Genomic DNA, 19,927 nt, shown 5'->3' on the forward strand with positions numbered 1-19,927 from the left:
AAGACCCTATTGCTTAAGTATATAGGGTCTTTTTTTTGCCATCATTATAATTACTACTCAATTAACCATGTTTAATTATAAAAAATTCACTCAGTTAAAATTTACACTTATATTTATTTTTTTATCTAATGTGGTGTTTGCAGATAACCACAACATAAATAAAGTTTTAAAACTAATTCAAAAAGATTTAAAAACACTAGAAAAAGCAGTCTACTCTGGATCAATTAATATAGAAAACTCTGATAGTAAAAAAAATTTTGATGCAAATTCGGAAGATGTTTTGACAAGACATTTATTAAAATTATCAGAGGTGGAGAGTCAGTTTCGAGAACTTACTAATAAGTTTGAAGAAATAAATTTTAAAATAGATAAGTTATCGAATAGACTTTCCAAAGTTCAATCTGATAATCAATTAAGATTTCAGGATATCGAAAGCTCATTATCTTCAGGTGATGTTAGTCAAAAATTAACAACTAAGCCAAAAGAGCAAGTAAAAAAATTACCAGGTTCTTCGCAGCCACAAGACTTAGGTTCAATTTCATATAAAGATACAGCAAGTAATGAAACTACTCAAAAAATAGAATCAGTAGAAACTACCGCTTCAATAGTAACAGAAACATTTGAAGCAGAGCAAAATCTACTACCCAATGATACCCCAGAAAAACAATATGAATTTGCAACTAGTTTTTTAAAAGTAGGTGATTACAGTACAGCAGAGAGAGCTTTTAGAGAATTTGTAATAACCAATTCAGAACATAAACTTGCTGGTAATGCCCAGTATTGGTATGCTGAAACATTTAGAATTAGACAACTTTATACCGATGCGGCTACTGCTTATCTTGAGGGATATCAAAAATATCCAAAAGGTGAGAAGGCTCCTATAAATTTATTAAAACTTGGTGTATCAATGGTTCAAATAGGAGAGAAAGAGCAAGGTTGTAAAATGATTGTGGGAGTTGAAAAGCAATACCCAAAAGCTAATCAATCGGTTCTTCAAAAAGCAAAGTATGAATCTAAAAAATTTGAGTGCTCAAAGCAAAAAACATAAAAAAATTCTTAGCCACCTAAATCAAAAAAAGATATTTAAAATTTATAATAAGTTTTCATCTTCATTAAAAACTAAAGAAGATTTAGCAGTAGCTGTTTCAGGAGGACCAGATAGTTTGGCATTAGCCTACTTAACTAAATGCTATTCATTAGAAAATAAAATAAAGGTTAAATATTATTTAGTTAATCATAAACTTCGAAAAGAATCTTCATTAGAGTCTGAAGTAGTAAAAAAAATTCTAAAAAAAATTGATATTCAGTGTAAAATTTTAAATTGGAATGGAAAAAAACCATCTAAAAATATTCAAGCTACAGCTAGAAATAAGCGATATTCTTTATTGGCAAATGAGTGTAAAAAAAATAATATCAAATATTTATTATTGGGGCATCATCTAAACGATCTATATGAAAATTTTTTAATTAGAATAGTTAGAGGCAGCGGATTAAATGGACTAATTTCATTTAGTAAAAATACAAAATATAGATATCAAAATTTGAAAATCATAAGACCATTATTAAATTTAGAAAAAAAAGATTTACTTTTTATTTCTAAAGAAGTGTTTAGTTTTTTTGTTAAAGACCCATCAAATATTAATGAGGATTATAAAAGAACCAGGATTAGAAAACTAATATACTCACTAGAAAAAGAGGGATTGGATATAAAAAAACTTAAACTAACTATTAATAATTTAAAAGACTCGGATAAGTCAATTAAATTTTACGTAGATAGAAATTTAGAAAAAAATTTAGTTTTTTTAAAAAAAAAAAATATTTATATTCTAAATAATAATTTTTTTGATCAATCGCATGAAATAATTTTTAGATCTCTAACAAAAATAATTCAGAGATTGGGAAAAAAATATTATCCAGTCAGAGGTAAAAGTGTAAATGAACTGATTAAAGGGATTAGTGCCAATTCATTTTCAAAAGTTACTCTTGGGGGGTGTTTTGTTGAAAGAGCAAATGAAACCATAATAATATCTAAAGAAAATTGACATTAAGTTTAAATTTTGTAACAATTTGACACTTGTTTAATTCATAAAAATTATTATCTTATAACTATGAATATGAAGAATTTAGCGATGTGGGCCGTAATTGTTTTTTTAACAATTGGTCTTTATAATATGTTTAAAAACCCTCAAGCTAATGTGGGTAAAAATAATTCAATCATATTTTCAGAATTTCTAACTGAAGTTGATAATGGTGGGGTTGTAAAAGTAGATATACAGGGAAACAATATAAGAGGACTTCTTGCTAATGGAAATTCTTTTTCTACATACTCACCAAATTATCCAAACCTAATTGAAAAATTATCTAGTAAAGGTGTGAGCATTTCAGCGGCTCCACTGGAGGATAAAATGCCATCGCTCTTCGGAGTTTTATTATCATGGTTTCCGATGCTATTATTAATTGCTGTTTGGATTTTTTTCATGAGACAAATGCAAGGTGGAAAAGGTGGGGCAATGGGTTTTGGTAAGTCCAAAGCTAAATTAATGAACGAATTAAAAGGCAAAGTAACATTTGACGATGTTGCTGGTGTAGAAGAAGCCAAAGAAGAAGTTGAGGAAGTCGTTCAATTTTTAAAGGATCCAAAAAAATTTAGTAGACTTGGCGGCAAAATACCAAGAGGATGTTTATTGGTTGGTCAACCAGGAACAGGTAAAACCTTACTTGCAAGAGCTATAGCAGGAGAGGCCGGTGTTCCGTTCTTTACTATATCAGGTTCAGATTTTGTTGAAATGTTTGTTGGAGTTGGAGCATCGCGAGTTAGAGATATGTTTGAGCAAGGTAAAAAGAATTCACCCTGCATTATTTTTATAGACGAAATAGATGCCGTTGGAAGAAGCAGAGGTGCTGGCTTAGGTGGTGGAAATGATGAAAGAGAACAAACTTTAAACCAATTGTTAGTTGAAATGGATGGTTTTGAAACTAATGAAGGGGTAATAATTATTGCAGCTACAAACAGACCTGATGTATTGGATCCAGCTTTATTGAGACCAGGTAGATTTGATAGACAGGTAGTTGTTGGACTTCCAGATATTATTGGAAGAGAAAAAATATTAAAAGTGCATGTTAAAAAAATCAAAATGGCGCCTGATGTAAATTTAAGAATAGTTGCAAGAGGAACACCAGGTTTTTCAGGTGCAGACTTAGCAAATATAGTTAATGAAGCAGCATTATTGGCAGCAAGGAAAAATAAAAGAATAGTTACTTTAAACGAATTTGAAGAAGCTAGAGATAAAGTCATGATGGGAGCCGAAAGAAGATCTATGATTATGACTGAAGAAGAAAAAACTTTAACAGCCTATCATGAAGCTGGACACGCAATAGTAACCATCAATGAAGATGCTGCGCATCCAATTCATAAAGCAACAATTATTCCAAGAGGACGAGCCTTAGGAATGGTCATGCAACTTCCAGAAAGAGATGAATTATCTCAAACAAGAGAACAGCTTCATGCTCAATTAGCTATAGCTATGGGTGGAAGAGTAGCAGAAGAAATTATTTTTGGTGAAGATAAAGTTACAACTGGTGCATCAAGTGACATTGAGCAGGCGACTCAAAGAGCAAGAGCAATGGTGATGAGAGCAGGTCTTAGTAAAGAATTAGGACCAGTTGCTTATGGTGCAAATGAAGAAGAGGTATTTTTAGGCAGATCTGTTGCAAGAACTCAAAATATGTCAGAAGAAACTGCTAAAAAAGTAGATTCAGAAATTAGAAAAATTGTAGATAAAGGCTATGAAAGAGCAAGAAAAGTTTTAACCGAAAAAATTGATGACTTGCATAAATTAGCAAAAGCTCTTTTAACATACGAAACACTTTCAGGTGAAGAGATAGAGAATTTAATAAATAAAAATATATACCCAAACAATAAAGAAGATTTAAAAGTTGAAGATGAAGATAAAGGTTCAGCTTTAAGCTCAATGGGCCTTAAGCCAAAAATAGTTCATTAAAAATAAATGAAAAAGTATTACACAAGGGTGTGTAATTTTGCTTACGGTAAATCATCAATAAAGTTAATTAGAGAGAAAAAAAATCTTCCCTTAAATGGTAATAAAGAATTTTCTTTTAGCCAAATAGAAATTATTACCCGAGATTCAAAAAAAATAATTGATCTTAAAAATATAAAAAAATTACCAAAATTACTAAAAGAAAAAATTGATAAAGATCTTAAAATCATTACTAAAAAAAATAACAACTTTTCAAATTTAAATTTTAATAAAATTCCCAACATAATGGGAGTATTAAATCTAACACCAGATAGCTTTTCTGATGGTGGTAAATTTAATAAAAAAAAAGCAGGGTTAAAACATGCATTTGATTTATTCAAATTCGGCGCAGATATAATTGATGTGGGTGGAGAATCTACAAGACCAGGATCTAAATCTATAAGTGAAGAAAAAGAATGGAGTAGAATTGAAAAGATTATAAGAGAAATTGGTAAAAAAATTCCACTTTCGCTTGATACAAGAAAAGCAGGTATTATGCATAAAGGAATTAAGATAGGAATTAAGTTGATTAATGATGTCTCAGGATTAAGTTATGACTCTAAAACAGTTGATCTGTTGAAAAAAAATAAATCTCCATTTGTAATTCAGCATTCACAAGGAAATCCAGAAAATATGCAAAATAACCCAAAATATAAAAATGAATTATTAGATATATATGATTTTTTTGAAGAGAAGATAAAATTTTTAAGATCTAAGGGCATAAAACATAATAATATTATAATTGATCCAGGTATTGGATTTGGAAAAAATTTGAAACATAATATGAATTTAATTAGAAGTATTTCTATTTTTCATACACTTGGTTTTCCTATACTACTTGGACTTTCTAAAAAAAAATTTATCAAAGATTTGTCTGGAAAAAATGATACTAAAGAAAGGCTTGGAGGCACTATTGCTTCCTCAATATATTCAATGATGCAAGGTGTTCAAATCTTAAGAATTCATGATGTTAATGAATTAATACAAAGTATAAAAGTATTTAAACAATTAATAAAAAATTAATGATAAAAAAATATTTTGGGACTGACGGAATAAGAGGTCTTGTAAATAGTAGAAACATTAACGGTGATATGTTTTTTAAATTTGGTCTAGCATCAGGAACATATTTTAAAACACAAAAAAAAAATAAACAAGTTGCAATAATTGCAAAAGACACCAGACTATCTGGTTACACTCTAGAACCTGCTTTAGTATCAGGGCTTACCTCTGCTGGAATGCATGTTTATACACTAGGCCCTTTACCAACAAATGGCCTTGCAATGCTAACAAAATCTATGAAAGCAAACATGGGCATTATGATTACTGCATCTCATAATCCATATTATGATAATGGATTAAAATTATTTGGTCCCGATGGATTGAAACTGTCTGATAAAATAGAAAAAAAGATAGAAGCTTTAATTGATAAAACAATTGAAAATAATTTATCAAATCCAAAAGAACTTGGACGTGTAAAGCGGCTAGAAAGTGGAAACAAAGATTATATCAAAATACTAAAAAAAAATTTTCCCAAAGATTTCAACCTTAGAGGCTTGAGAATTGTTATTGATTGTGCAAATGGTGCTGGATATAAGGCTGGACCTGAATTGCTTAAATCTCTAGGGGCAAAAGTAATTGCCATTGGAATAAAACCTAATGGTTTAAATATTAATCAAAATTGCGGTTCTACCTTCCCAAATAAAATTAAATTAGCTGTAAAAAAATATAAAGCCCATATAGGAATTTCTCTTGATGGTGATGCTGACAGAATCATTATGTGTGATGAGACAGGAAACATAGTTGATGGTGATCAGATAATTGCAGCACTAGCAATTAGATGGAAAAGAAAAAGAATGCTAAGAGGTGGTGTTATCGGAACTTTAATGTCCAACTATGGATTAGAAAAGTTTTTTAAACAAGAAAATATAAAATTTCATAGGGCAAATGTAGGAGACCGTTATGTAAAAGAAAAAATGCAAAAAAATAATTTTAATTTAGGGGGCGAACAATCTGGGCATATTATTTTAGGTAAGTTTGCAACTACTGGAGATGGCTTATTAGTTGCGTTAGAAGTTTTATTTTCTTTAAGAAAAGGGAAAAAAGCTAGTAACTTTTTTAATACCTTTAAAAAAACTCCTCAAATATTAGAAAATATTAACATTAAAGATAAAAATATAATTAATAATATCAATGTAAAAAATTCCATCAAACACGCAGAAAAATTGATGAAGGGACAAGGGAGAATAGTGGTTAGAAATTCAGGAACAGAGTCAAAGATCAGAGTAATGGGTGAGAGTGAAAATAATAAATTACTTCAAGAGTGTTTAAAAATTATATTAAAAGAAATAAAATAAATTGAAACCAAAGTCTAAAATATTAATTATTGCTGGTTCAGACTCATCCGGAGGTGCTGGAATTCAAGCTGACATTAAAACTATTACTGCTCTAGGCTCATATGCAATGACCGCAATAACAGCTGTAACAATTCAAAATACAACAGGTGTTAAATCGATAGTGTCTATTGAACCAAAAAAAATTTCTGACCAAATAGAATTTACTTCAAGAGACATTAAGCCTGATGCGATAAAGATAGGAATGCTACATTCTGCTAATGTAATAAAATCTGTAATTCGTTCTTTGGATCTTATTAAAGTTAAAAAAATAGTTTTAGACCCTGTTATGATTGCTAAAGGTGGAGCCAAACTGATAGATGAAAAAGCAGTTCAACTATTAAAAAATGAATTAATAAAAAAAGTTAGCTTGATAACGCCAAATATCCCAGAAGCCGAAATATTAACTAATACTGTAATAAAAAATAAAGAAGACATGATTCTTGCTGCAAGTATTTTGATGAAATTAGGGGCAAAAAATGTTTTTATAAAAGGTGGTCATTTAGATTCTAGAGTGGTCCAAGATATTTTTGTTAACAAAAAAGAAATTATGCTTATAAAAAATAGAAGAATTACAACCAGCAATACGCATGGAACTGGTTGTACGCTGTCATCTGCTATTTCCACATTCTTTGCATGTGGAAAAACATTAAAGAAATCTTGTGAGCTAGCAACTAAGTATGTAAATAATTCCATAAGATCTAACCTAAATTATGGTAAAGGCCATGGTCCTATAAATCATTTGAGTTCAATAATAATAAATAAAAAATTTAAATAATGAAAAATGTAGTAGTTGTTGGATCACAGTGGGGAGACGAAGGAAAAGGCAAAATAGTTGACTGGTTATCAGATCAGGCTGATGTTGTTATTCGTTTTCAAGGTGGTCACAATGCTGGGCACACACTAGTTATTGATGGTGTTACTTATAAATTGAGATTACTTCCTTCTGGAATTGTTAGAAAAAATAAAATTTCTATTATTGGCAATGGAGTTGTAGTTGACCCTTGGGCACTATTAGAAGAAATTGAAGAAATTAGATTTAAAGGTGTTGAGGTAAATATAAATAATTTTATAATATCTGAATCTGCAAACCTTATTTTGCCTTTTCATAGAGAGATGGATGAAATAAGAGAAGATGCAGCTGGAAAGGGAAAGATTGGCACTACAAGACGTGGAATTGGACCTGCTTATGAGGATAAAGTTGGAAGAAGATCTATCCGTGTTATGGATTTAAGATCTGAAACAAACCTTGATCATAGACTGGAAACTGTACTTCTTCACCATAATGCAATTAGAAAAGGATTAGGTAAAAAAATTTTTGAAAAAGATAAGTTAAAAGAAGACCTATTAAAAATTGCTCCAGAAATATTAAAGTTTTCTCAACCAGTATGGCTTAGAATTGATGAATTTAAAAAAAAAGAAAAGAAAATACTATTTGAGGGTGCACAAGGAATTCTATTAGATGTTGATCATGGCACGTATCCTTTTGTAACATCATCCAATACCGTTGCATCTGCTGCTGCTACAGGAACTGGTTGTGGGCCAAACTCCATCCATTATGTACTTGGTATAACAAAAGCTTACACAACTAGAGTTGGAGAAGGTCCATTTCCTACGGAACTAACTGATGAAACGGGAGAGTTGCTTGGATCAAGAGGAAAAGAATTTGGAACAGTAACAAGTAGAAAGAGAAGATGTGGTTGGTTCGATGGGGTTTTGGTCAGACAAACAATCAAAATTTCAGGAATAGATGGAATTGCATTAACCAAATTAGATGTTTTAGATGAACTTGATGAAATAAAAATGTGTGTTGAGTATGAATTGGATGGAAAAAAAATGGATTATCTTCCTGCTGCAGTTGAGGATCAGCTTAAGATAAAACCAATTTATAAAACTTTTCCTGGATGGAAAAGTTCTACTCAGGGAATAAAAAATATTGAGGCTTTACCAGAAAATGCAAAAAAATATATTTACGCTTTAGAAGATTTTATAGGAACTAAAATTTCAAGTATTTCGACAAGTCCTGAACGAGAAGATACAATTCTTCTAGAAAACCCTTTTGAAGCTTAGTTTACTGGAAGTAAATTTTTAGATTTGGCGGATAATAACATGTGTTTTTGAAGTTTTTCAAAAGCTTTATTTTCTATTTGTCTAATTCTTTCCCTGCTTATTTTATATTTTTTACTTAGATCCTCGAGCGTTGTAGGTTCATCATTTAATCTTCTAGAATATAAAATTTCTCTTTCTCTTTCATTAAGAATTTTTATAGAATCTTTCAATAGATTTTGTCTTTGCCCCATCTCTTCTTGATGTGCAAATTTAAGGTCATGATCTAGCTCTTTATCAACCAACCAGTCTTGCCACTCATCACCATCCTCACCAACTTGAGCATTTAAAGAAAATTCTTTGCCAGAAAGCCTCCTATTCATTGAGACAACCTCATGTTCGCTAACATCTAGTTTATTCGCTATTTCATTTACATGTTCAGGCCTTAAATCACCTTCTGACTGTGGAGCAATTTGATTTTTAATCTTCTTTAAATTAAAAAATAATTTTTTTTGTGCAGTTGTTGTGCCTATTTTAACTAAACTCCAAGATCTTAATATATATTCTTGAATAGAGGCTCTAATCCACCACATTGCATAGGTTGCCAATCTAAAACCCTTTTCAGGTTCAAATTTTTTAACAGCTTGCATTAAGCCAACATTTCCCTCTGAAATCATCTCATTAACTGGAAGACCATATCCCCTATAACCCATCGCAATTTTAGCAACAAGTCTAAGGTGACTGGTTACAAGTTTTTCTGCAGCTTTAACGTTTCCAGTTGTTTTCCAATTTTTTGCCAGCATATATTCTTCTTCAGCTGCTAACATAGGAAATTTTTTAATTTGCTCAAGGTAAGCAGATAGGCCACCCTCATTTGAAAGTGCAGGAAGATTGTTATTCATCGTAGTTCTCATAAGTTGTATTTATTTAATTAATTATTGTAATATTTCAAGATCTTATTTGCCAGTGTTTCTAAGCAATACTAGAATATTTTCAAGTTCTTGTGGCAAAATTGAGGTAAAAGTCATTTCATCATTAGTTTTGGGGTGAATGAAGCCCAGTGTATGAGCGTGTAGAAATTGTCTATCCAATTTATAAATTAGATTTTCTAAACTAGTGTCGATATTTTTAAGCTTTTTGTATTTCTTTTTATACTTACCATCACCCATAATGCTGTTGCCCATATGTGTCATGTGAACTCTTATTTGGTGCGTTCTTCCCGTTTCTAATCTACACTCAACCAAACTTAGTGTGGGAGTTTTATCATTTTCAAAAATTTCTATAGTTTTATAATTAGTTATTGCCCTTTTTCCTTTGGAGCTACTAACTTCCATCATCTGTCTATTCTTTGAACTCCTAGTTATAAAAGTATCAATTTTTCCAGATGAAGGTCTAAGCTTCCCCCAAATTAAAAGTTGATAAACTCTTGTAATTGTATGTTCACTGAATTGATGAGATAAATTTTCATGTGTAATATTATTTTTTGCTATAACTATTAACCCAGAAGTGTCTTTATCTATTCTGTGCACAATACCTGGTCTTAATTCATCTCCAATTGTAGATAATGAATCTTTATTATAGTGCATTAAAGCATTAACAATTGTTTCATCATAATTACCGGCTCCAGGGTGCATGATTATTCCAGCTGGTTTATCAATTATTAATAAATCATCATCTTCATAAACAATTTTTAATTTGAAATCATAAGGTTTTAATGAAGCTTCTTTTGGTTCTGGAATTTGAAGATCTATTTTATCACCAGTACATATTTTTTTTGAAGGACTGTTAACAATTATATTATTTAACTTTAATTTTTCTTTTAAAATTAAGTTTTTAATTCTAGTTCTACTAATTAACTTCTCTCTTTTGTTAACGAATACATCAAGTCGAAGATTATTCTCATTTGTCTCAACTATTAAATTAATGTTTTTTTCCATAAAATGTAATATTAATACTATATGCGCTGCTAGCTCAACTGGATAGAGCACCAGATTTCGAATCTGGGGGTTATAGGTTCGACTCCTATGTGGCGCACCATAATTAAGTTAAGTATTTAATATCTAGAGGCCCTCTGCAATCTATCATTTATAACTTTTCCCAATCCTTTATTAGAAATTTTTTCTACAGCAATTGATTTGTACCCTTTATTTTTTATTTTTCTTAAACAAGAGTATAGGTTTTTTGCAGCTTCATCTAAGTTATTTTTAGTAGTTAAATAAAAATAATTTTTTAACTTAGTTTTTCTTTTTTTAATTATTATAAATGCTTCATCATCTTTTGGCTTAATTATATTCATTCTCAGAGGTATACCAGGAGAATAATGAAGACGAGATTGGCCTGGTGCAATTTTCTTCTTAGGGTTAATTGTTATATTTAATTTAAATCCTAAAACTTTTTGGATTTTTGAAATATCTAAACCACCCAATCTTAATATAGTGGGCTCACCTATAAGGTTAATGATAGTGGATTCGATGCCAATTGCACACGCTCCACCATCTAAAATATATTTAATTTTATTACCAAATTCTTCTTTAACATCTTTAGCTTTAACTGCACTTACTTTTGTAGTGATATTAGCACTAGGTGCTGCTAATGGATAATTTAATTGTTTTAGTAAATTTTTAAATAGAGTGTGTTTTGGTAATCTTACCGCTAAGCTTTTTTGATTATTAGTAACGTATTTAGAAATTTTAGAATCTTTCTTTAATTTTAATACGTATGTTATCGGACCAGGAGAAAATTTTTTATAAAGTTTGATGAAATTTTCATTTATTAAACAATCTCTTTCTAGAGAATCAATATCGTGATAATGAACAATTAAGGGGTTATTTTTAGGCCTTTTTTTTAAACTAAAAATCTTTTTTATTGCGGAATCCATGTAGGCATTAGCTGCTAAGCCATAAACAGTTTCAGTTGGGACGCCTATACAGTAATTTTTATTAAGGTATTTTTTTGCTTTTTTGATATTTGATTGATTAGATTTCATGTATTAATAATTATTATTATATGAAAGATAAAAATTTACCACCTGATAATAACTCTCAATCTCTTGAAGAGCTAACAAAAGAAGCAAATAATATTATTGAATCTTTAGAAGCAGAAAAAGATCTTCAGAACTCAATTGATTCTTATCAAGAACTATTAAAATTAAATAATATTATCGAAAAAAAATTTCAAAAGACTTCAAAAATAATCAATGAAGAAACAAAGAAAAAAATTAATAATATAACTTCAAAGAAAAATGATAGATAAACTTGTTAGAATAGCAGAAGATACCAATTTATTTTTAAAAAAGTTTATTAAGAAACAGAAAAGAACAGAATTAGTTACAGCCATGGAGTATGGTTTATTTCCAGGAGGAAAAAAAATTAGATCAAAAATTTTATTAGATATAGGAGCTGTATTTAAAATTGAATATAAAATATTAATTGCTATAGGCGCTGCGGTAGAGTGTATTCATGCTTATTCACTCATCCATGATGATTTGCCATGTATGGATAATGATAAATTAAGAAGAGGAAAGCCTTCTACTCATATTAAATTTGGTGAGTCCACAGCAGTACTTGCAGGAAATTCTCTTTTAACAATGGCTTTTGAAATTTTAACTTGTTCAAATTTAAAGATTAATGAAAAAACAAAAGTAGAATTAGTTCAAAAATTGTCTGAGTCTTCAGGACACCTAGGTATTGCTGGGGGACAGTATTTAGATCTAAGCTTTGAGAAGAAAAAAATTTCTAAAAATAAAATTATAGATATGGAAATAAAAAAAACTGGAAAGCTATTTAGCTTTTGTTGTGCTGTACCAGTCATTATTAAAAAGAAAAATAATAAAGATATAAAATTTTTTGAAAATATTGGTGGGAATATAGGTCTTTTATTTCAAATAGCAGATGATCTTATTGATTTTAAAGGCTCTTCTAAAATTGCAGGAAAAATAACTGGGAAAGATAAAAAGAAAGGTAAAGCTACTTTAATCAGTTTACTAGGATATCAAAATGCTATTAAGTATAGTGATAAAATTAAATCTAAAATAATCAATGATTTAAAAAAATATAATTCTAACACTAGTAATTTAAATGAGACTTTAAATTATATTTTAACAAGAAACAAATGACACAAGAATATAAATTTTTAAAAAATATTAATTTCCCTTCTGATTTAAGAAAGTTGTCTGAAAATAATCTTCAAGAGCTATCTAATGAAGTCAGACGTGAGATGATTAATGCAGTTTCTGAAACAGGTGGACATTTAGGGGCAGGTTTGGGCGTTGTTGAGCTAACAGTTGCCTTGCATTACATATTTGATACTCCCAATGACAAGCTAATTTGGGATGTGGGTCATCAAACTTATCCTCACAAAATTCTAACAGGAAGAAAAGCTAAAATTAAAACTTTAAGACAGGGTAATGGTTTGTCTGGATTTACTAAAAGGTCTGAAAGTGAATACGATCCTTTTGGTGCTGCACATAGTTCCACATCTATATCTTCAGCATTAGGGATAGCTGAGGCAAATAAATTATCCAATAAATCAAACAATGTAATTGCCGTTATTGGAGACGGGGCAATTAGTGCTGGTATGGCCTATGAAGCCATGAATAATGCAGGCGCTTCAAAAACAAAAATGATTGTTATTTTAAATGACAATGACATGTCTATTGCAAAACCAGTAGGCGCTATGAGAACTTATTTAGCTAAACTTTTAACAGGAAAAATTTATTTTAATTTAAGAGAAACATTTAAATTAATCACTTCAGCTTTTTCTAAAAGATTTAGTGCAAACGCTGGAAAAGCTGAAGATTTTTTACGTTCAGCCGTAACGGGTGGTACTCTTTTTAATTCTTTAGGATTTTATTATGTTGGTCCAATTGATGGACACGATTTGACAACTCTTCTACCAATTTTAAAAAACGCAAGGGACTCAAAATATCAAGGCCCGATTATGATTCATATTAAAACTAAAAAAGGAAAAGGTTATTCATATGCTGAAAAAGCAACCGATCATTATCATGGTGTTTCAAAATTTGATGTTGTAACTGGAGAGCAAGTAAAAAGTGGAACCAATCTGCCAGCCTATACAAAAGTTTTTGCAAATACTTTGGTTAAACATGGGGAAAGAGACAGTAAAATTGTAGGAGTTACAGCTGCAATGCCAGGTGGAACAGGAATGGATGTTTTTGCCAAAGCTTTTCCAAAAAGAATGTTTGATGTAGGGATCGCTGAGCAGCATGGAGTTACTTTCGCTGCAGGATTATCAACCGAAGGTTATAAGCCTTATGTTGCAATCTATTCGACTTTTCTACAAAGAGCATACGACCAAGTGGTTCATGATGTGGCCATTCAAAGTTTACCTGTGAGGTTCATAATTGATAGAGCAGGTTTGGTAGGTGCTGATGGATCCACTCATGCTGGCTCATTTGATATTACTTATCTTTCTACACTTCCTAATTTTATAGTCATGGCCCCAAGTGATGAATCGGAACTAGTTAAAATGATTAATACTTCTGTTGATATAAATGACAAGCCTAGTGCAATTAGATATCCTAGAGGAACTGGAGTTGGATTGGAATTGCCATCTATAGATGAGAAAATAGAAATAGGAAAAGGAAAGGTTATTCAAGAAGGAAAACAAGTTTGTATTTTGAGTATAGGAACAAGATTAGAAGAATGTAAGATTGCAGCCGAAGAATTAAAAAATAAAGGGGTTAATTCAACAATAGTCGATGCACGGTTTGTCAAACCTTTGGATCAAGAACTTATTTTAAAGTGTGCCAGAGAGCATGAGGTAATGATTACTGTAGAAGAGGGATCTATAGGAGGTTTTGGTTCTCATGTTAAAAATTTATTAGCAGAAAAAGGTATATTTGACAGAGGTCTAAAATTTAGATCTATGACATTACCTGATACTTTTATAGAACAAGATAGTCCAAAAAAAATGTACGACGTTGCAGGTCTTAATGCATCCCAAATATCAAAAAAAATACTAGATATTTTATTTACAAAAGATTCGATTAAAGCAGTTAAGAATTAAATTTAAAATATTAACTACATTGAGCTTTATTCATTAGATAGTGATCTAATAAAACACAATTCATCATTGCTTCTCCTACAGGGACCGCACGTATTCCAACACAAGGGTCATGTCTACCCTTAACTGAGATAGTAGTATTTTTTCCAAATTTATTTATAGTTTTTCTAGTTGTTAAAATAGAAGAGGTTGGCTTAACAGCAAATGAAACAATAATTTCTTGTCCTGTAGAAATTCCTCCAAGAATTCCACCTGCATTATTAGAGTTAAATTTTAATTTTTTACCTTTTTGTGAAATTTCATCTGAGTTTTGTTCGCCACTTAATTTCGCAGAATTCATTCCTGAGCCAATATTAACACCTTTAACAGCATTGATACTCATCATTGCAGAAGCAATATCCATATCTAATTTAGAATAAATAGGAGCGCCTAAACCAACAGGAATTCCTTTAGCTCGCACTTCAATTACTGCTCCACAAGAAGATCCTGATTTTCTTATATCTAACAAATATTTTTCCCAAAGTTTGACCATGTTTTTATCTGGGCAAAAAAATGGATTTTTATTAATTGTTAGATCACTCCATTTAGTGGTATCACATCCCAATATTCCTAATTGAGTAACAGCACCAACCACTTTAAACTTTTTACCTAATTTATTTTCTAAAACTTTTTTAGCAATCGCACCTGCTGCAACTCTTGAAGCTGTTTCTCTTGCAGAAGATCTTCCACCACCACGGTAATCTCTTATTCCATATTTCTTAAAATACGTAAAATCAGCATGTCCTGGTCTAAACTTATCTTTGATATTTCCATAATCTTTTGATCTCATGTCTTGATTATAGATAATTAAAGAAATAGGTGTTCCAGTTGTTTTACCCTCAAATATTCCTGATAAAATTTGAACTTTATCGTCTTCTTTTCTCTGTGTGGTAAATTTTGACTGTCCAGGTTTTCTTTTGTCCAGTTCTACCTGGATATCTTGTTCTTTTAGGTTTATATTGGGTGGACATCCATCAACAACGCACCCAATTGCAAGACCATGAGATTCTCCCCAAGTTGTGAAACGAAATTGCTTTCCAAAAGTATTAAATGACATTATCAATATTATATAGATTATTTTGTTAAAATTATGAATCAAAAAAACTCATTAGGCCTTAATAAATGCTTTTTAGATAAGAATGATCCAATAGACTTATTTGAAATTTGGATGAATAAAGCAAGAAAAACAGAGCCAAACGATCCAAATGCAGTGGCGTTAGGAACTTCCGATCATAATAACTCTCCATCAATTAGGATGGTTTTATTAAAAGACTTTAATAAAAATGGATTTGTTTTTTATACCAATTTAAATAGTCAAAAAGGGAATGAATTAAAGAATAATCCAAAAGCAGCAATGTGTTTTCATTGGAAAAGCCTCTTAAGACAAGTAAGAATTAACGGAACAGTGCAAAAAGTTTCTAATAAAGTAGCTGATGAATATTACAATACCAGAGGATATGAAAGCCGGATCGGAGCATGGGCCTCGAAACAGAGCTCTATTTTAAATAATAGAGAGGAACTTTTAAATTCAATAGAGGAGTACAAAAGAAAATATTATAATAAAAATGAAGTTCCAAGACCAGATTATTGGTCAGGTTGGAATTTAATGCCTGCAAGTATAGAATTTTGGTTAGATGGAGATAGTAGAATTCACGAAAGGCTTAAATATATTAAAGATGATGTGGGTAACTGGACCAAGTCTTTATTAAGCCCTTAGAAACTTCTTTCCAGACTAAATGAAGTAAGATTTTCTAAAATTTTTTTTTCATCACTATCTTTGAATGCTGTTAAAGAATTTGAAGCAAGATTAATGTAGTGTTCAGCTTTTTTGTAACATTCTTTAATTATATTATATTTCTTAATAAGCTCTAAAGTAAAATTTAAATCCTCATCAGACCTAGTTTCTTGCTTGAAAATATTTTTTAATTTTTCTTTTTCTATAGAGGTTATATTTTGAAATAATAAAATTACAGGTAAGGTAATCTTACCTTCAAAAAAATCTTTGCCAATCTTTTTACCAAAAAATTTTAAATCAGAGTTATAATCCAAAGTATCATCAGCAATTTGAAATGTTAAACCTAAGTTTTTTCCATAAAACTCTAGTGCTTCTTTTTCCTTTGTTTCTTTATTAGATAAAATAGCCCCAACTTTAGTTGCTGCAGAGAAAAGCTCGGCTGTTTTAGCTGTTATAATTTTAAGATAAGTTTCTTCTAACATGTCAACTTCACCTTTATGTTGTAGTTGCAATACTTCTCCTTGAGCAATTTTTGATGAAGTTGAGGATAAAAGTTTTAGAACTTCCAAATTTCCATCTTCTACCATCATTTCAAAACACCTACTTAGAAGATAGTCTCCGACCAGTACAGAAGAGTGATTTCCCCAAATTGAATTTAATGTTTTTTTTCCTCTTCTTATATTTCCGAGATCAATAACATCATCATGCATTAACGTTGCACCATGTATCATTTCTACACATGCGGCTAAATTAATATCTCGACCACCTTTTGTATATCCACATAACTTAGCTGATCCAAGAGTTAATAGAGCTCTCAATCTTTTCCCACCAGTTTCTATGTGGTAGTCAGTCATTTTTTGTACTAAATCAACCTCACTCAAAAGTTTTGACTTAATCTTTTCCTCAACTAAAACTAATTTTTCATCAACGGAATCCTTTAGTTGAAAATAAGAATTGTTTATTTGGTTTCTAAGCTGAACAACTGTTCCCATAAAAAATAAGTTAGTATAATTAAGTTATATTTATTACTTATCAATTGACGCACCTTAATCTTCAACTATAAGTAGGCTTTATATTATATCAAAAATTCTATAAGGATTAACAATGTTCTCTTTTTTTAAAAAGAAAAAAATAATAGCTCACATCAAGCTAAATGGTGTGATTGGTAATGCAGGAAAGTTTAAGCAAGGCATAGATTTTGCAGGACAAGAAGAGATCATTGAAAAAGCCTTTTCTCTAAAAAAGGCAAAGGCAGTAGCAATTACTATAAATTCACCAGGTGGATCGCCTGTACAATCGCACTTAATTTATAAATTCATTAGAGCTCAAGCCAAAAAAAATAAAATTAAAGTTATAGTATTTGCTGAAGATGTTGCAGCCTCTGGTGGATATTTAATAGCTTGCGCGGGTGATGAAATATATGCAAATTCTAGCTCCATTATTGGCTCTATAGGAGTTATCTACTCATCTTTTGGATTTACGGAGCTGATAAAAAAAATTGGTGTTGAAAGAAGGGTACATACGGCTGGAAAAAATAAAAGTTCACTTGATCCATTTCAAGAGGAAAAAACAGAGGATATTGAAAGACTTAAAAGTATTCAATTAGACCTCCATAAAGATTTTATTCAAGTGGTAGAGGAAAGCAGAGGTTCTAAGCTTAATAAAAATGAAATTGAATTATTTTCAGGTGAGTTTTGGGCAGGAAGCAAGGCTAAAGAACTAGGACTAGTAGATGGATTGGGTAATGCAAACGAAATTTTGAAAGAAAAATTTGGTGAAGACATTGTTATTAAAAAATTCGAAAAATCTAAAGGTTGGTTAAGTAAAAAGTTCTCATCTTCTAGTAATCAAATGGATCAACTAGCTAATATTGTGGAAGAAAGATCTATCTGGCAAAGATATGGCTTCTAAAGAAAAAATTACAAAACCTAAATTTCAATCATTTCAAGATACTATTTTGAATCTTCAAAAATATTGGGGCAAACAAGGTTGTATTATTCTGCAACCATATGACATGGAAGTTGGAGCTGGAACTTTTCATCCTGCTACAACTTTAAGATCATTGGGTCCTAAACCTTGGAAGGCAGCTTATGTTCAACCATCAAGAAGACCTACGGATGGAAGGTATGGAGAAAACCCAAATAGATTGCAACATTATTATCAATTTCAAGTTTTGATAAAACCATCACCAGATAATATCAAAAAAATTTATTTAAATAGTCTTACTGTGATTGGTATTAATCATAAAGAGCATGACATTAGATTTGTTGAAGATGACTGGGAAAGTCCAACACTGGGTGCTGCAGGACTAGGTTGGGAGGTTTGGTGTGATGGAATGGAGATTACTCAATTTACATACTTTCAGCAAATGGCAGGAATTGAATGCAAGCCAGTTTCAGTTGAGATTACTTATGGCCTTGAAAGAATTTGCATGTTTACTCAACAAAAGAAAAACGTTTATGATCTATTATGGAATGACGAAGGTGTAAAATATAGAGACGTATTCCTTCAAGCTGAAAAAGAGTTTTCCGCATATAATTTTGAACATGCTAATACAGATAATCTATTTAAAATGTTTGATATGCATGAGCTTGAAGCAAAGTCATTAGTAGATAAAAAAATTTCACTACCAGCATATGATCAATGCTTAAAAGCAAGTCATGTATTTAATATTTTGGATGCAAGAGGCGTTATAAGTGTTGCTCAAAGAGCTGGATATATAGGACGAATTAGAGATATTACAAAAGCAGTTGCTGAAAGCTGGTTGAGCAGTCAAACAGATTAATGTCAGAATTTTTTTTAGAATTATTTAGTGAAGAGATACCATCTGGTTTACAGCGAAATTCACGTAATACCTTATTAGAAAGCTTTCAAAAGTTATTTGAAGAAAAACAAATTTCATTCAAGAAAAGTTCGTCCTTTTCAACACCAAATCGTCTTATAATTTTATTTGAGGATTTGTCTAAAGAAATAATACAAAAAGCCGAAGAGATAAAAGGGCCAAATGTTGACGCTCCAGAAAAAGCTGTAGAGGGTTTTTTAAGGTCAAATCAAATAAATAAAAAAGACTTACTTAAAAAAAAGATAGAAAAAGGGGAATTTTACTTCTTTAAAAAACCTTCAAGTAAAATTAATACAATTGATTTGCTTGAAGAGTACACCCCTTTAATCCTTGATAAATTACAATGGAAAAAATCAATGAGATGGGGAAACTATAGTCTCAACTGGGCAAGACCATTAAAATCTATTTTAGCTGTTTTTGACAATAAAAGTTTAGGTTTTAAATTTCATCATTTAATATGTTCCAACACTACATTTACAGATAAAGAATTTGAAGATAAAAAAAAAATATTTAAAAATTTTAAAAGTTATAAAGATTTTTTTAATCAATCAGGCATAATTATAGACCATGTACCAAGAAAAGAATTTATTATTAAAGAAATTGAAAGAATATCCATCAAAAACAATTTTATTATTGAGTCTAATACCAAACTTTTAGATGAAGTTACGGATATAGTGGAGCAACCTAATGTTATAGTGTGTAAATTTGACAAAAAATTTTTGAATATTCCAAAAGAAATTTTAATAATTACAATGCAATATCATCAAAAATATTTTCCAACTTTTGATAAAAAAAAAAATCACCAATGAATTTT

At 30.4% G+C, this 19,927-nt stretch carries 19 protein-coding genes and 1 tRNA gene; 15 read left to right on the forward strand and 5 right to left on the reverse strand.

The window, feature by feature from the left end; genetic code table 11:
- Positions 1–67 precede the first annotated feature (67 nt).
- From ybgF to AC5YF9_RS00830, 7 genes are all read left to right on the forward strand, one after another.
- Positions 68–1,048 (forward strand): tol-pal system protein YbgF, encoded by a 981-nt coding sequence (gene ybgF, locus AC5YF9_RS00800; RefSeq protein ID WP_415304172.1) that lies wholly within the window; start codon positions 68–70, stop codon positions 1,046–1,048.
- The gene (gene tilS, locus AC5YF9_RS00805) at positions 1,008–2,042 is read left to right on the forward strand and encodes a tRNA lysidine(34) synthetase TilS (protein ID WP_415304173.1); all 1,035 of its coding nucleotides are present in this window, start codon (positions 1,008–1,010) and stop codon (positions 2,040–2,042) included. The genes ybgF and tilS overlap by 41 nt, the downstream gene beginning before the upstream one ends.
- Positions 2,043–2,114: 72 nt before the next feature.
- The gene (ftsH, locus tag AC5YF9_RS00810) at positions 2,115–4,001 is read left to right on the forward strand and encodes an ATP-dependent zinc metalloprotease FtsH (RefSeq protein ID WP_415304898.1); all 1,887 of its coding nucleotides are present in this window, start codon (positions 2,115–2,117) and stop codon (positions 3,999–4,001) included.
- 6 nt (positions 4,002–4,007) lie between these two features.
- On the forward strand, positions 4,008–5,060 hold the full coding sequence (gene folP / locus AC5YF9_RS00815; RefSeq protein WP_415304174.1) for a dihydropteroate synthase: 1,053 nt from the start codon (positions 4,008–4,010) through the stop codon (positions 5,058–5,060).
- Positions 5,060–6,391, forward strand: coding sequence for a phosphoglucosamine mutase (gene glmM, locus AC5YF9_RS00820; RefSeq protein WP_415304175.1), 1,332 nt, complete (start codon positions 5,060–5,062; stop codon positions 6,389–6,391). The genes folP and glmM overlap by 1 nt, the downstream gene beginning before the upstream one ends.
- A 1-nt stretch (position 6,392) precedes the next feature.
- Positions 6,393–7,205: a bifunctional hydroxymethylpyrimidine kinase/phosphomethylpyrimidine kinase gene (thiD, locus tag AC5YF9_RS00825; protein ID WP_415304176.1), complete on the forward strand. Its 813-nt coding sequence runs from the start codon at positions 6,393–6,395 to the stop codon at positions 7,203–7,205.
- Entirely contained in the window at positions 7,205–8,497 is a 1,293-nt protein-coding gene (locus tag AC5YF9_RS00830) for an adenylosuccinate synthase (RefSeq protein ID WP_415304177.1), read from the forward strand. The genes thiD and AC5YF9_RS00830 overlap by 1 nt, the downstream gene beginning before the upstream one ends.
- Here AC5YF9_RS00830 and rpoH read toward each other — a convergent pair.
- Together rpoH and AC5YF9_RS00840 are read right to left on the reverse strand one after the other, a co-directional pair.
- Entirely contained in the window at positions 8,494–9,375 is an 882-nt protein-coding gene (rpoH, locus tag AC5YF9_RS00835) for an RNA polymerase sigma factor RpoH (protein ID WP_415304178.1), read from the reverse strand. The two genes, AC5YF9_RS00830 and rpoH, sit on opposite strands and share 4 nt — an antisense overlap.
- Before the next feature lie 54 nt (positions 9,376–9,429).
- A complete protein-coding gene (locus AC5YF9_RS00840; protein WP_415304179.1) occupies positions 9,430–10,410 on the reverse strand; it encodes an RluA family pseudouridine synthase in 981 nt (326 codons plus the stop codon).
- A 23-nt stretch (positions 10,411–10,433) separates the two neighbouring features.
- Here AC5YF9_RS00840 and AC5YF9_RS00845 point away from each other — a divergent pair.
- Positions 10,434–10,510 (forward strand) — tRNA-Arg (locus AC5YF9_RS00845).
- Positions 10,511–10,526: 16 nt separating this feature from the next.
- Here the strand turns inward: AC5YF9_RS00845 and AC5YF9_RS00850 are convergent.
- Entirely contained in the window at positions 10,527–11,459 is a 933-nt protein-coding gene (locus AC5YF9_RS00850) for an L-threonylcarbamoyladenylate synthase (RefSeq protein WP_415304180.1), read from the reverse strand.
- A gap of 20 nt (positions 11,460–11,479) precedes the next feature.
- Here AC5YF9_RS00850 and AC5YF9_RS00855 point away from each other — a divergent pair, with 20 nt between their 5' ends.
- Genes AC5YF9_RS00855 through dxs form a run of 3 tightly spaced genes read left to right on the forward strand, consistent with a single transcriptional unit; the run spans position 11,480 to position 14,500 of the window.
- Positions 11,480–11,725, forward strand: a complete 246-nt coding sequence (locus tag AC5YF9_RS00855) for an exonuclease VII small subunit (protein WP_415304181.1) — start codon at positions 11,480–11,482, stop codon at positions 11,723–11,725.
- Positions 11,715–12,587: a polyprenyl synthetase family protein gene (locus tag AC5YF9_RS00860; RefSeq protein ID WP_415304182.1), complete on the forward strand. Its 873-nt coding sequence runs from the start codon at positions 11,715–11,717 to the stop codon at positions 12,585–12,587. The genes AC5YF9_RS00855 and AC5YF9_RS00860 overlap by 11 nt, the downstream gene beginning before the upstream one ends.
- A complete protein-coding gene (gene dxs / locus AC5YF9_RS00865) occupies positions 12,584–14,500 on the forward strand; it encodes a 1-deoxy-D-xylulose-5-phosphate synthase (RefSeq protein ID WP_415304183.1) in 1,917 nt (638 codons plus the stop codon). Before AC5YF9_RS00860 ends, dxs begins: the two co-directional genes overlap by 4 nt.
- 10 nt (positions 14,501–14,510) lie before the next feature.
- On the opposite strand, the gene aroC is transcribed toward dxs, so the two are convergent.
- Positions 14,511–15,593 carry a chorismate synthase gene (gene aroC, locus AC5YF9_RS00870; protein WP_415304184.1) on the reverse strand — a complete coding sequence of 361 codons (1,083 nt, stop codon included), beginning with the start codon at positions 15,591–15,593 and terminating at the stop codon, positions 14,511–14,513.
- 33 nt (positions 15,594–15,626) lie between these two features.
- Here aroC and pdxH point away from each other — a divergent pair, with 33 nt between their 5' ends.
- Positions 15,627–16,253, forward strand: a complete 627-nt coding sequence (gene pdxH, locus AC5YF9_RS00875; RefSeq protein WP_415304185.1) for a pyridoxamine 5'-phosphate oxidase — start codon at positions 15,627–15,629, stop codon at positions 16,251–16,253.
- Here pdxH and AC5YF9_RS00880 read toward each other — a convergent pair.
- Complete coding sequence (locus AC5YF9_RS00880) at positions 16,250–17,263, reverse strand: polyprenyl synthetase family protein (protein WP_415304186.1); 1,014 nt, start codon at positions 17,261–17,263, stop codon at positions 16,250–16,252. The genes pdxH and AC5YF9_RS00880 overlap by 4 nt on opposite strands.
- A 112-nt stretch (positions 17,264–17,375) precedes the next feature.
- Between AC5YF9_RS00880 and AC5YF9_RS00885 the strand changes: the two genes are divergently transcribed.
- From AC5YF9_RS00885 to AC5YF9_RS00895, 3 genes are read left to right on the forward strand one after another with little or no spacing between them, the layout of a single operon-like run.
- On the forward strand, positions 17,376–18,182 hold the full coding sequence (locus tag AC5YF9_RS00885; RefSeq protein WP_415304187.1) for a S49 family peptidase: 807 nt from the start codon (positions 17,376–17,378) through the stop codon (positions 18,180–18,182).
- Positions 18,172–19,056, forward strand: a complete 885-nt coding sequence (locus AC5YF9_RS00890; RefSeq protein WP_415304900.1) for a glycine--tRNA ligase subunit alpha — start codon at positions 18,172–18,174, stop codon at positions 19,054–19,056. The genes AC5YF9_RS00885 and AC5YF9_RS00890 overlap by 11 nt, the downstream gene beginning before the upstream one ends.
- Positions 19,056–19,922 (forward strand): glycine--tRNA ligase subunit beta, encoded by an 867-nt coding sequence (locus AC5YF9_RS00895; RefSeq protein WP_496169907.1) that lies wholly within the window; start codon positions 19,056–19,058, stop codon positions 19,920–19,922. The genes AC5YF9_RS00890 and AC5YF9_RS00895 overlap by 1 nt, the downstream gene beginning before the upstream one ends.
- Positions 19,923–19,927: the final 5 nt, after the last annotated feature.

Source organism: Candidatus Pelagibacter sp. uisw_098 (assembly GCF_059512505.1).